At 73.8% G+C, this 12,401-nt stretch carries 13 protein-coding genes and 1 riboswitch; of the genes, 5 read left to right on the top strand and 8 right to left on the bottom strand.

The features are described from left to right. Nucleotides 1-10: 10 nt before the first annotated feature. From ACLQ29_RS18140 to ACLQ29_RS18130, 3 genes are read right to left on the bottom strand one after another with little or no spacing between them, the layout of a single operon-like run. On the bottom strand, nt 11-2,566 hold the full coding sequence (locus ACLQ29_RS18140) for a GNAT family N-acetyltransferase (protein ID WP_425772694.1): 2,556 nt from the start codon (nt 2,564-2,566) through the stop codon (nt 11-13). Between the two features lie 24 nt (nt 2,567-2,590). Next, the gene (locus tag ACLQ29_RS18135; RefSeq protein WP_425772693.1) at nt 2,591-3,772 is read right to left on the bottom strand and encodes an acetoin utilization protein AcuC; all 1,182 of its coding nucleotides are present in this window, start codon (nt 3,770-3,772) and stop codon (nt 2,591-2,593) included. Between the two features lie 48 nt (nt 3,773-3,820). Then, the gene (locus ACLQ29_RS18130) at nt 3,821-4,681 is read right to left on the bottom strand and encodes a sulfurtransferase (RefSeq protein ID WP_425772692.1); all 861 of its coding nucleotides are present in this window, start codon (nt 4,679-4,681) and stop codon (nt 3,821-3,823) included. A gap of 101 nt (nt 4,682-4,782) precedes the next feature. Here ACLQ29_RS18130 and ACLQ29_RS18125 point away from each other — a divergent pair, with 101 nt between their 5' ends. Next, entirely contained in the window at nt 4,783-5,472 is a 690-nt protein-coding gene (locus ACLQ29_RS18125) for a metal-dependent transcriptional regulator (RefSeq protein WP_425772691.1), read from the top strand. Nucleotides 5,473-5,491: 19 nt separating this feature from the next. Here ACLQ29_RS18125 and ACLQ29_RS18120 read toward each other — a convergent pair whose 3' ends face one another. After that, nucleotides 5,492-6,043 carry a hypothetical protein gene (locus ACLQ29_RS18120; RefSeq protein ID WP_425772690.1) on the bottom strand — a complete coding sequence of 184 codons (552 nt, stop codon included), beginning with the start codon at nt 6,041-6,043 and terminating at the stop codon, nt 5,492-5,494. 111 nt (nt 6,044-6,154) lie between these two features. After that, nucleotides 6,155-6,409 (bottom strand): DUF5522 domain-containing protein, encoded by a 255-nt coding sequence (locus ACLQ29_RS18115; RefSeq protein ID WP_425772689.1) that lies wholly within the window; start codon nt 6,407-6,409, stop codon nt 6,155-6,157. 83 nt (nt 6,410-6,492) lie between these two features. Here ACLQ29_RS18115 and ACLQ29_RS18110 point away from each other — a divergent pair, with 83 nt between their 5' ends. Together ACLQ29_RS18110 and ACLQ29_RS18105 are read left to right on the top strand one after the other, a co-directional pair. After that, complete coding sequence (locus tag ACLQ29_RS18110) at nt 6,493-6,681, top strand: hypothetical protein (RefSeq protein ID WP_425772688.1); 189 nt, start codon at nt 6,493-6,495, stop codon at nt 6,679-6,681. A gap of 47 nt (nt 6,682-6,728) precedes the next feature. Beyond that, a complete protein-coding gene (locus ACLQ29_RS18105; RefSeq protein WP_425772687.1) occupies nt 6,729-7,670 on the top strand; it encodes a MerR family transcriptional regulator in 942 nt (313 codons plus the stop codon). Nucleotides 7,671-7,694: 24 nt separating this feature from the next. Here ACLQ29_RS18105 and ACLQ29_RS18100 read toward each other — a convergent pair whose 3' ends face one another. Next, nucleotides 7,695-8,630 (bottom strand): DUF2332 family protein, encoded by a 936-nt coding sequence (locus ACLQ29_RS18100; RefSeq protein WP_425772686.1) that lies wholly within the window; start codon nt 8,628-8,630, stop codon nt 7,695-7,697. Between the two features lie 183 nt (nt 8,631-8,813). Here ACLQ29_RS18100 and ACLQ29_RS18095 point away from each other — a divergent pair, with 183 nt between their 5' ends. Further along, on the top strand, nt 8,814-9,578 hold the full coding sequence (locus ACLQ29_RS18095; protein ID WP_425772685.1) for a hypothetical protein: 765 nt from the start codon (nt 8,814-8,816) through the stop codon (nt 9,576-9,578). Between the two features lie 22 nt (nt 9,579-9,600). On the opposite strand, the gene ACLQ29_RS18090 is transcribed toward ACLQ29_RS18095, so the two are convergent. Both ACLQ29_RS18090 and ACLQ29_RS18085 read right to left on the bottom strand, forming a co-directional pair. Next, nucleotides 9,601-10,566: a CU044_5270 family protein gene (locus ACLQ29_RS18090; RefSeq protein ID WP_425772684.1), complete on the bottom strand. Its 966-nt coding sequence runs from the start codon at nt 10,564-10,566 to the stop codon at nt 9,601-9,603. 18 nt (nt 10,567-10,584) lie between these two features. Next, nucleotides 10,585-11,154, bottom strand: a complete 570-nt coding sequence (locus ACLQ29_RS18085; RefSeq protein ID WP_425772683.1) for an RNA polymerase sigma factor — start codon at nt 11,152-11,154, stop codon at nt 10,585-10,587. 179 nt (nt 11,155-11,333) lie between these two features. Next, a riboswitch (ZMP/ZTP riboswitch) is annotated at nt 11,334-11,414 on the top strand. A gap of 12 nt (nt 11,415-11,426) precedes the next feature. Between ACLQ29_RS18085 and ACLQ29_RS18080 the strand changes: the two genes are divergently transcribed. Beyond that, on the top strand, nt 11,427-12,335 hold the full coding sequence (locus ACLQ29_RS18080; RefSeq protein ID WP_425772682.1) for a bifunctional 5,10-methylenetetrahydrofolate dehydrogenase/5,10-methenyltetrahydrofolate cyclohydrolase: 909 nt from the start codon (nt 11,427-11,429) through the stop codon (nt 12,333-12,335). Nucleotides 12,336-12,401 lie beyond the last annotated feature (66 nt).

The raw sequence follows: 12,401 nt of genomic DNA, 5'->3' as shown, positions 1-12,401 counted from the left end.
CCAGGCACCGTCAGAGGCGGCGGGGGCCAGTGTCCGGGCGGGCGGCCACGCCGCCCGCCCGGACCTGCGCATGCAGGACCGCGATGCCGTCCGGACGGGCGAGCACCGGGTTGAGGGTCAGCGACCGCACGCGGGGCTGCTCGTCGGCGAGCCGCCCCACCCGCAGCAACAGGTCGGCCAGGGCGGTCCGGTCGACCGGCGCGGCACCCCGGTGCCCGCGCAGCAGCGGCGCCGCCCGGGGCTCGTCGACCAACTCGGCCGCGTCGGTGTCGGTCAGCGGCACCGCCCGCCAGGCCCGGTCGCCCAGCAACTCGGTGGCGACCCCACCGAGACCGAAGCCGACCACCGGCCCGAACGCCGGATCCTCCACCAGCTCCACCACGCAGGCCACCCCGGGCGGGACCATCGGCTGGACCAGCGCGTCCGCACCGAAGGCCGTGGCCAGCTCGGTGTACGCCCGACGAAGAGCCGGCTCGTCGGGCAGGTCGAGCCGGACCGCGCCGAGGTCGAGCCGGTGCCGCAGCCCGGGGGCTGCCGCCTTGAGCGCCACCGGATAGCCCAGCAGCGCCGCCGCGTCGACCGCCGCGTCGACCGAGTCGACGGGCACCGACGCCACCACGTCGATCCCGTACGCGGCCAGCAGCGCACCGGGGTCGGTGGCGTCGGTGCGGAACGCGGCAGGCGCGGCGTCCCGATCGACTCCTGGCAACTCGGGCACCACCCCGGGCGGGCGGCGTAGCCACTCGGCGTACCGGTGCACCCGGGCGAGAGCCCGCACCGCCTCCTCCACTCCCCCGTACGCGGGCACCCCCGGCGGCAGCCGCCCGACCAGAAACGTCGCCACTGTCGGCTTGCCCAGCGCGAGGGCCGCCGGCAGGGCGGCGGTCACGTCGGCGTCCACCTCGGTCCGCTGGCCGGGCAGCGGCGGGGCGAAGACCACCACCAGGGCGTCCACCTGGTCGTCGCCGGCCGTCTCGGCGAGAGCGGCGGCGAACTCGGCGGCACCGGCGCTCGGCCCGACGTCGCGGGGATAGCCGTCGGCCACCGTGAGGCCCTGCCCGACGCAGGCGGTGGCGGCCAGGCCGGTCAGGGCCGAGGAGTTGCCCACCACACCGACCCGGCCGCCGACCGGCAACGGCTGGTTGGCCAGCAGCACACCCACGTCGAGCAGCTCCGGCACGGTGTCCACCCGGATCACCCCGGACTGGGCGAAGAGCGCGGCCACCGCCACCTCGTCCGGCCCGGCGGTGTCACCGACCCCCACCGGGCGGGCCGGCGAGGCGAGCGCGACCACCGGTTTGGCGCGACCGATCCGTCGGGCCAGCCGGGCGAACTTGCGCGGGTTGCCGAAGGTCTCCAGGTACAACATGATCACGTCGGTGCCGGGATCGTCCTGCCAGTACTGCAGAAGGTCGTTACCGGAGACGTCGGCCCGGTTGCCGGCCGAGACGAAGTTGGACAACCCGAGGCCACGTCGGTCCGCCTCGGCGAGCAGCGCCACCCCGAACGCGCCGGACTGGCTGAAGATGCCCACCCGACCCGCCGGCGGTAGTGCCGGGGCGAGGGTGGCGTTGAGGCGTACCGTCGGGTCGGTGTTGGCCACGCCGAGACAGTTCGGGCCGACGACCCGCATGCCGGCGGCGTGCGCCGCGCGGACCAGCGCCCGCTGCGTGGCCGCGCCCTCGGCCCCGGCCTCGGCGAAGCCGGCCGAGATGACCACCAGACCGTGTACCCCCGCGGCGGCGGCGTCGGCGACCACCGCGGTCGCCGCCTCCGGCGAAACCGCCACCACCGCCAGGTCCACGGGCGTGCCGGCATCAACCGCCGACGGGTACGCGGGAAGGCCCGCCACTGTCGACGCGCTCGGGTGCACCGGCACCACCGCGCCGGTGAAACCGCCGTCGCGCAGATGCCCCAGCACCGCCGCGCCGACGCCCTGGCCGGTGGCGCTGGCACCGTAGACGACGATGCCCCGGGGGGCGAGCAGGCGGGCGATCGAGCGGGCCTCGGTGCGGTGCTCCCGGCCACGCTGCACCTCGAGCGTGGCCTCGGTGGGCGCGATCGGGAAGCTCAGGTGCACCACACCGTCGGCGTACTCGCGCTGGACCTGGTAACCGAAGTCGGCGAAGACCCGCAGCATCGTCCCGTTGCTCGGCAGCACCTCGGCGACGAAGCTCATGATGTCGTTGCGGCGGGCGGTCTCGGCCAGGTGCTCCATCAGCACCGAACCGATGCCCCGGCCCTGGTAGGCGTCCTCCACCACGAAGGCCACCTCCGCGTCCGGCGCCTGCGGGCCGAGCCGCTCGTACCTGCCGACCGCGACGATCCGGTCGGCGGCCAGCACCACGAACGCCTCCCGGTCGTGGTGGTCGACGGTGACGAACCGGATCAGGTCCCGTTCCGGGATGCGGGGGTACGGCGAGAAATACCGAAGGTAGCGGGTGCGCTCGGAGAACCGGCTGTGCATCGCCACGATGCCCGGCGCGTCAGCCGGATCGATCGGACGCAACTGGACGGTGCTGCCGTCGCTGAGCAGCACGTCCACCGGCTGGTCCACGGTCGTCACCGGCGCAGCCCGCCCCCGCTCCGCTCAGTCCCGTGGATCGTGCGGATCGAGCCCGAGCAGCGGAAAGACGGCCTTGCGGGTCGCCGCGATCGCCCGGTCCACCGCGTTCGGCTCGCCGGTCGGCTGCCATGGCTCGTACGACGGGTCCGCGTCGTCGGTCATCCGCAGCGGCACCTCCCGACCCAGACGACGGGACGCGGCCAGGTCCCGCCAGCCCGGCGGGGTGAGCGTCGCCGGGTCGATCGCGGCACCGGTGGCCACGGCCAGCAGGTGACTCCAGGCCCGGGGCACCACCTCGACGAGCGCGTATCCGCCGCCGCCGGTGGCCACCCACCGGCCGTCGCACAACTCGTCGGCGAGCGCGCGCATCGCCAGGTAGGTGGCCCGCTGCCCGTCCACCGTCAGGTTGAGGTCGGCGAGCGGATCCAGTCGGTGCCCGTCGGCGCCGCACTGGGTGACGAGCACCTGCGGCCGGAACGCGCGCAGCACCGACGGCACGATCGCGTGGAACGCCCGCTGCCAGCCGGTGTCGTCGACACCCGGCGGCAGCGGCATGTTGACGACGGTGCCCCGCGCGCCCGGCCCGCCCGTCTCGTCCGCGAACCCGGTGTACGGGAACAGGGCGAGCGGGGTCTCGTGCAGGCTGACCGTGAGCACCCGGGGGTCGTCGAAGAAGACGTGCTGCACGCCGTCGCCGTGGTGCACGTCGACGTCCACGTACGCGATCCGCTCCGCGCCCAGGTCGAGCAGGCGGGCGATGGCCACCGCCGGGTCGTTGTAGACGCAGAAGCCGGACGCTTGGGCGGGCATCGCGTGGTGCAGGCCACCGGCCACGTTCACCGCCCGCTGGGCCTCCCCACGCCAGACCGCCTCGGCGGCGGCCACCGTCGCACCGGTGATCAGCGCGCTGGCCTCGTGCATCCCCTCGAAGATCGGGTTGTCGGACGTGCCCAGCCCGTACCCGGCGAAGAGCGGATCGCGGGGCGCGGCCCGCACCGCGGCCAGGTAGGCCGGGTGGTGCACCCGGGTGAGCAGGGCGTCGCTGGCGGGCTCCGGCTTGACCACCCGCACACCGGGCCGATCCAGGATGCCCAGCTCGCGGGCCAGCGCGACGGTCAGCTCCACCCGGACCGGGTCGAGCGGATGGTCACCCATGTCGTAGGCGAGCAGCGACTCGTCCCACACCACCACCGTGTCGTCGGACATGAGCCCATCGTCGCACGAGGACCGTCGCCGACCCACCGCACGCGCTGGTCAGTGCCCGGATGTCGGCCCGGGGGCGACCGGGCGCGTCGGATCGGCCACCCAGTTGCTCCACGATCCAACGTAGAGGGCCGCGTCGGTGCGGCCGGCCAGGTGCAGCGCGAGCACCGCCTGCGCGGCGGTCACCCCGGAGCCGCAGTACGCCCCGACGGCTCGCGCCTCGGTCGCCCCGACGGCGGCGAACCGCTCTCGCAACGCGGCGGCGGCCGGGAAGCGTCCGTCCGGGCCGACGTACTCTCCGGCGGGCAGGTTCGCCGCTCCCGGCACGTGGCCGGCGACCGGGTCGATCGGCTCGACCTCACCCCGGTAGCGGGGCGCCGCCCGGACGTCGAGCAGCACGGCGTCGTCCGCGGCGGCCAGCTCGGCGGCCTGTCCCGCGTCGAGTACCGGAAGATCACCGGGGCGTACCACGACGTCGCCGGGGGTCGGGGTGGGCGCGGCGGTGGAGACGGGCCGGCCGGCGGCGACCCAGGCCGGGTAGCCGCCGTGCAGCAGGCGCACCTGGCGATGTCCCGCCCAGCGCAGCGTCCACCAGGCCCGCGCGGCGGCCAGGCCGTCGCCGCCGTCGTACACCACCACGGGGTGACCGGCGCGGACGCCGGCGGCCCGCAGCGCGGCCTGCAGCGCGGCCGGGTCGGGCAGCGGGTGCCGACCGCCGGCGCCGGGCGGCCCGCAGAGCGCGGTGTCCAGGTCGACGAAGACCGCGCCGGGCAGGTGGCCGGCGCGGTAGTCGTCGCGGCCGGGCGGGCCGACGAGCCGCCAGCGCACGTCGAGCAGGGTGGGCGGATCGGCCTGGTCGAGCTCGGCAGTAAGCCGATCGACCTCGACCAGCGGCTCCTGGGTACCGGACATGGCGACCATCCAACACCATTCACGTCGACGGCACGCGGTTCGGCGGGGGCCGTGGGCCCGCCACCCGAGGTAGCATCTAGCACCGGAGGGCCGCTGACGTTATGAAGTCTCACGACCTGGTCGATACGACCGAAATGTACCTGCGCACCATCCTCGAGCTGGAAGAGGAGGGGGTGCCGCCGCTGCGTGCACGGATCGCCGAACGGCTGCAGCAGAGCGGCCCCACCGTGAGCCAGACCGTCGCCCGGATGGAACGCGACGGCCTTCTCACCGTCGAGGGCGACCGGCACCTGACGCTCACCGTGCAGGGCCGCGGCAGCGCCGTGTCCGTGATGCGCAAGCACCGCCTCGCCGAGCTGCTGCTGGTAAACGTCATCGGGATGCCCTATGAGGAGGCCCACGAGGAGGCCTGCCGCTGGGAGCACGTGATGAGCGACGCGGTGGAGAAGCGGGTGTACGACCTGCTCAACCGGCCGACCCGCTCCCCGTACGGCAACCCGATCCCGGGGCTACAGGAGCTGGGCTCGCCGGTGGCGGAGGCCACCGAGGCCGTCGAGAGCGAGCGCAACCTGGCCTTCCCCGGCCTCTCCGGGACTGTCGTCGTGCGCCGGATCTGCGAGAGCGTGCAGAAGGACGCCGACGTGCTGCGTCAACTGCACGCCGCCGGTGTCGACCCGGGTGCCACGGTGACCGTGGCACAGGAACGCGACGGGGTGTCGATCGACAGGTCGGGCGACCGGGTGCGGCTGCCCCGCGAGGTCGCCTCCCGGGTCTTCGTCGCCGCCAACTGACCAACCGGCCACCCGGGCGTCACAGCGCCCGGGTGTCCACCTTCTTGGCCAGGGCGGCCAGGTCACCTGTCACCTTCTCCGCCGCCGAGCGTTCGCTGCCACGCGCGCCGGTCCAGCTCAACGTGGCCAGCCGCCCGTCGGCGGCCAGCCAGCCCACCTCGGCGACCGGCCCGTGCCCGCCCGCCGCGGCGGTGGTCCGCCGGTACGCCTGCTGGCCCAGCCCGGTGACCTTCGCCGCCTTGTCCGGCACCACGTCCGCACCGAAGGTCACCTTGTCGATCGTGGTCTCGGACACAGTGAGCGTCAACTCCGGCAGCGCCGCGCCCCCGGCCCGCACCACACAGGTGTGCGTGTCGCCCTGCTCGCTGGCCGCCGCCACGTCGAAGCGCGCCTTCACCAACTGCTCGATCAGCGCGAAGTCCAACAACCGGCAGGCGCCGCCCGAGGAGGCCGCCACCACGTCCACGGCGATCGGCACCGGCGGCGGCAGCACCGCCGCCGGCTCGGCCTCGGCGGCGCAGCCGCTCACCAGCAGCCCCGCCAGCCCTCCGACCACGATCCGCCCGCGCACGCTCCACCCTTCCGCCGACCGACGGCGGAAGGCGCCCGCCGGATGTCCGTCGGCCACCGTACGGGGTGTGGGTGTCCGGCGGAAGCCCTCGTCGCGCCTGCCTGCCCGCGCCTATCCGGACTGTGGATCATCCACGTACGGGCAGTGCCGGCAGCCGCGCCCGCAGCAGGTGCCGCGCCGGGCCAGGAACCCGGCGCTGAGCACGAACAACCCCGTCGCCGGGTCGAGATAGCCGGCCTCCCCGGCGGTCAGCGCGGCGGCGTGCGTGGCGAGGATCCGGGCCCGGTCGGGGTGCGCGGGCGACAGCCGGGACGGATGCGGCTCGGTGAGCGGCCGATCCGCCAGGGGTCGTCGTTCCCCGGTCACCAGCAGCAGTCCTTCCGGGTCACCCGCAGCAGTCTAGGCCGTCGTCAGATTCCCCGGTCGAGCGTGCTGGGCACCTGGGCGGCGTGCCTGTTCGTGGTCTGCTCTCCGCTGCGACGAAGGCGGGACACACCGCCGGTTTCGTCGTAGGGTCCGACGATGCTCGGGGTCGCCGACTCTTCCCCGACGCCGACGCCCCGACCGGCCTGCGGCTGGCGGAGAGCCGCGTCTTCGGCAACGGTGTGGTCCTGCTCCGCCACGAGCGGGCTCGCTGACGTTAGTCGCTTGAGTCTCCACCGGGGGGAGACAGCAGGGTGGGGGCATGAGTGCTGCGGAGCGGTACACGATCGGCGAGCTGGCCCGGCGCGCCGGCCTGAGCGTCAAGACCGTCCGGTACTACGCCGACAGCGGGATCGTGCCGCCGACGGACCGGAGCCCGACCGGCTATCGCCTCTTCGACGGCGAGGCGGCTGCCCGGTTGGAGCTGGTCCGGACGCTGCGCGACCTGGGCGTGGGCCTCGCCACCATCCGCCGGGTGGTGGACCACGAGGTGCCTCTGCACGAGGTGGCCGCCGCCCACGCCGAGGCGTTGGCGGTGCAGATCCGGGTGCTGCGCCTGCGCCAGGCGGTGCTCACCGTCGCGGCGAGGCGCGGGTCGGACCCGGCCGAGGTGGACGAGCTGCACCGGTTGGCCCAGCTCACCGGTCGCGAGCGGGGACACCTGGTGGGGGACTTCCTGGCCAGCGTCTTCGCCGGCCACGGCGACCAGCCCGCGTACCCGGGTGCGATCGTCTCGATGACACCGGAGCTGCCCGACGACCCGAGCACCGAGCAGGTGCAGGCGTGGTTGGAGCTGGCCGAGTTGTGCCGGGAGCCCACCTTCCGGGCGAGTATGCGGCGGATGGCGCGGCAGCACGCCGCCGACCACGACGTGCCCGGGTTACCCCGCCCGGACGCCGTCGCGGTGGTCCGGGACGGGGCGGCCCCCGCCCTCGCGGCCGGCCTCGACCCGACCAGCCCGGCCGCCGATCCGGTGGTCGCGGCAACCACCAGCCGGTACGCGAGCCTGCCCGGTCACTCCGACGACGCCGACCTGCGTCAGCGGTTGCTCGACCGGCTGGTGCTGGCAAACGATCCCCGCCGGGACCGCTACCTCGACCTGGTGGCGGTGCTCAACGGCTGGTCGACAGGCGACGCGACCGTGCCGGCGGTGGACTGGTTCATCCGGGCCCTGCGCGCCCGGATGCCCGAGCAGGCCCGTTGAGCCGGCCGGGCCGGCTGGGCGGCTTCAGCCGAACCAGGTCATCGCCTGGCCGTGGCCCCTGGCCCAGGCCAGCGGTTTCCCGTCGAGCGCGAGGACGTTGTGCAGCGCGTCGCTCGGCGGGTCGGGCAACCCGTCGTACGGCAGCACCTCCGGCGCCTCGTTCGCGATCCAGTGCCCCGGCAGCTCCCGGACCAGCCGGACGAACGCGTCCCGGCGCGGCGCCGGCACCTGGTAGAGCACCGAGGTGTGGAAGACCACGAGCGTCGCGTCGGCCGGCGCGCGGGCGGCCAGCGCCGGCAGGTCGTCCACCAGATCGCCGCGGACCAGCAGTGGAGGGTCGGCCGCGGCGACCGCCGCCGCGGCCCGCAACCGGGCCCGCCGGTGCGCGTGCTCCGGCCAGATCAGGGCGTCCAACCAGGACACGTCGCCGGGGTCGGTCACGTCGAGCGGGTTGAGGTCCAGGCCAGCCCGCCACACCACCCGGGGTACGCCGACCGGCGGCACCAACCCGTCGGCGGCACACGCCAGGACCGGCTCACCCGAGCCCACCTGCTGATCGCCGTAGCGGTACGCGTACCGGTCGGGGTAGAGGCAGAGCCCGGCCGACGCGCCGACCTCCACCAGGGCGAGGGGCTGCGGCAGCGCGGCGAGCAGCGGCAGCAGGACCGCGCACCGGCCGCTCTCGTTGGTCTGGGTGGCCCGGACCCGCAGCTGCGCCTCGATGGCCGGCCAGTGCGTCACCGCGTAGTCGTGGAAGGTGGCCGGGTCGTCGACCGGGCCGCCGAGCCAGCGCACGACGCCGAACAGCAGATTCGGCTGTCGCTTGGCCGGCGGGAGCCCGTCGAGCAGGGCGAGTAGGGCGTCGTCGCGGGCGACGGCCTGCGCCAGACGCTCGTACGTGGGGGACACCCCACGCGCCTCGCGGCTGCCGAACTCGGCGTACGCCTCAGCGGTCGTCATGCCCTCATCGTCGCAGCCCATTCCTCGGAAGGTCAGCCCCCGTTCCCGTGTGCCGACGCACCGCCCGCACCGGCAACGCGACCCGTGGTGGGCCGGGCTGACTGTGGTGGATCCACAGCGGCCGGCAGCCCGTCCAAGGAGGGCGGCCGAATCCGGCTGTCCGACCTGCGTAGGGAGTCACGGATGAACGACGAGGAAGCCGGCCGACTGCCCGAACGGCTCACGGACCGTGGACCCGTCGGGCCCGCGCCGGTGGACCATCTGCTTCGCGCGGCCGGATCGACACAGCGCCGGAGGCGGCACCTCGGGCTCTTCGGTGCTGCTGCGGCGACTGCCCTCGCGCTCGGCGGCGGCGTCGTCGCTTTGGACCTCGTCGGTACGGGATCGCCTGGCGAAAACGACTCTGCCGACGGGCGGCGCCTGGCGGCTCTGTCCGGCTCCCCGGCGACCGACGGGGACGATCCGACGCGGGACCGGTCCGGGCCACTGCCGGCCAGTGGCGCGGCGAGCTGTGTGGAGGTGTTCACCCCGGAGACGCTCGCCAATCGGGCGTTCGCGTTCGACGGTGTCGTGGCCACCATCGGACCGGCCCGCACCAACCGTCCGGGCGTCGACAGGCTGGACCTCGTGGGAGTCACCTTCACCGTCGGCGAGTGGTTCTCCGGTGGCACCGCGTCGCGCGTCACGGTGGACATGGATCCGCCGGTGACGGGCACGCGCGACCGCACGGCGGAGACCTTCACGTCGTACGCGGTCGGTTCGCGGTTGCTTGTCAGCGGTGGGCCTCGTCAGCCTCGTCCCGGAGGATCTCCGCTCGACGACGCCATCGCCTGGGGTTGTGGGTTCACCCGCTACCACGACCAGTCGACAGCTCAGTCCTGGCGGCGGGCCGCGACGGCACCGACAGTCCCGCCAGCCACCCCGATGCCGGCTGGCGGGACATCCTGATCGGCGACGCGCCCGGCACCGCTCAGGGCAGCTGGCCGGGCCGGTCGACGACGGCGATGCGGAGTAGCGCGGAAGCCAGGTGCACCGACTCCTTGCCGTCGCGTATCACCGACATCCGATGGCCCAGGAAGGCGTGGGTGTCCCGGTCGAAGAGGACGTCGCTGTTACCACCGATCACGCCGGGCATCCGAATCGCCACCCCGTGTCGACCGGCGGCGTCCACCACGTCGCCCGAGATGACGACCGCCCCGGGCTCCCGTGCCAACAGGTCGAACAGCGCCGCCAGCGCTCGGGGTGGCACGTAACCGGTGAGCATCGACCACGCGGTGGTGTACGCCATGCTCTCGTCCCCGTAGACGGCCTCCTCGTCGGCGCCTTCAGAGAGATGCAGGTCGACCGGGTGCTCCCGGAGGTATCGAAGCAACTCGTCCGGATCGGTGGGCAGGTCGCCGTGGTACGCGGGCTCCTGGAAGGCGTCGAGCTCCTTGTCAGGATCCCCGGGATCGTCGAGGCGGAGCACCGTCAGCTGGGTCCACCCGTTCGGATCGGTCTCCGGTCGATAGCGTCCCTGCGAGTACGCGATACCGCCGGCCGACTGCCACAGTTGGCTCCGATGCGTCCGGTACGGGCCGCTGGCCGGCTGGTCCCGTACCGTCACCAGGGCTTCCGTGAAGACGTACTGGTCGGGTCGGGCGGTGAGCTCGGGCTGCTGCCGGGCGGCGTCGGCCGCCATCCGGAAGATCTCCGACGCGGTTGCCGTGGGTGGCGGCTTGTCGCCCACCCCCATCGTCTGGGCCGCCAGCGCGCCGGCGGTGAGGACGACGGTCAGTCCGAATGCTCCAGCCAGGCGCCAACCGCGCGGGAACCGGGTACGGAGTCCGGCGGCACGGGTCGCCGAAGCCACCTCGGCCCGCCGGGCGACGTGGGCGGTCAGATCTCTGAGGAGCTGCTCCTCGAAACCCTCGGTCGACTGTTCGATCTTGTTCATGATGTCAGCTCCGTCTCATCAGGCGAGGGTGGTGGCCGGGCGGGCGAGCACGGCCTGGACGACGCGACGGGCTCGGTGCAGGCGGACCCGGGCAGCGACCGGGGACATCCCGACCACGGTGGCCGCCTCCGCGACGGTGAGGCCGTCGACGGCGACGAGTTCGACAAGCGTTCGGGTGCCCTCGGGCAGCTCGCTCAGCGCCCGATAGGTGTGGCGGGCCGCCGACTCGGCGTCGATCCGCTCCTCGATGCGCGCGATGTCATCGGGGCCCAGGTCTCGTCGTCCGGCCAGTCGACCGGTCACCCGCAGCCGTTGGGCCGCCCGACGCCGCTCGTCGCCGATGACGTTGCGGGCCACCCCGTACAGCCAGCCGACCTGGCTACCCCGGTCCGGCCGGTAGCCGCCCGCCGACTCGATCACCGCGAGGAACACGTCGGCGGTCAGGTCGGCGGCGAGGTGCGGGTCGTCGACCCGCCGCGCCACGAACCGGCCCACCGCCTCCAGGTGCCGCCGGTAGAAGACCTCGAAGGCCACCGGATCGGCCCCGATGCCGGAGATGTCGCCCCCCGCTTCGCCGGGCTCATTCACAGGCTGTCCTCTCTCGTAGCCTTCACACCTCTACTTCGTCAGACGGGCCGCTTGTGTTACCGAACGCTCCGGCCGACTGATCGGCCCCGCGCGCCGCCGACGCGGCACCGCGTGCCCTCCCGCCCTGCGGCGCAGCTGCTGGTCCGGTTGGGCAGATGCCCTGGTGATGCGGCATTATCGAGGGCACCGGCGACTGGCGGCACGGGATGGTCGAACCATCGGGGAGCCTCTCGCGGGCGTCGACCGCCTGGGCGCCTGCGTGGAGGAACATCATGACCACGACACGTGGATCCGCGGAGCACCACACCCCGTCGGGGACGGCCCGGCTCCTGCCGGGTGCCCCCGTCGCCGAAGCCGTCCTGGCCGAGACCGCCGCCGCTGCCACAGGCCTGCGCAGCCGCGGGATCACACCGAGCCTCGCCACAATTCTCGTCGGCGACGACGACGCCAGCGCCGGCTACATCTCCATCAAGCAGCGTCAGGCCGCCGAACTCGGGTTCGACTCCCCGCACGTGCACCTGCCCGCCACCGCCACCCAGGCCGAGCTGCACCAGGCCATCGCCCGGTTCAACACCGATCCGGCCGTGCACGGACTGCTCGTGCAGTACCCCGTTCCGGGCCATCTGGACTACGACGCGGCGCTACAGACAATCGACCCGGACAAGGACGTCGACGGCATGCACCCGCTGAACATGGGGCGCCTCGCCGTCGGACTGCCCGGCCCGCTGCCGTGCACCCCCGCCGGCATCGAAGCCCTCCTGGCGTACTACGAGATCCCCGTCGCCGGTCGCGAGGTCGTCATCCTCGGCCGGGGCGCCACCCTCGGCCGGCCCCTGGCGATGCTGCTCGCCCAGAAGCGCCCCACCGCCAACGCCGCCGTCACCGTCGTGCACACGGGCGTGCCCGACTGGGCCCGCTACACCCGCCGCGCCGACATCCTCGTCGCCGCCGCCGGCGTACCCGGGATCGTGCGGCCCGAGCACGTCAAGCCGGGCGCTGTCGTCATCGGGGCCGGCGTCCGCTACGACGGGCGACGCCTCCTGCCGGACGTGGACGAAGCGTGCGCCGAGGTCGCCGGCGCCATCACGCCCCGGGTCGGCGGGGTCGGTCCGACCACCGTCGCGATGCTGTTCCACAACGCCGTGCGCGCCGCCGAGCGCACACTCTCCATGATCAGGTGATGAAAAGTAGGTCCCAGGGCCGTCTCTGACCTATTTTTCATCACCTGATCATGGGCAACAGCAGGT

The organism is Micromonospora sp. DT228, assembly GCF_049841595.1.
Lineage (GTDB): Bacteria > Actinomycetota > Actinomycetes > Mycobacteriales > Micromonosporaceae > Micromonospora.
The sequence above is the reverse complement of the archived record's forward strand: the minus strand, read 5'-3'. Positions and strand labels throughout refer to the sequence as shown.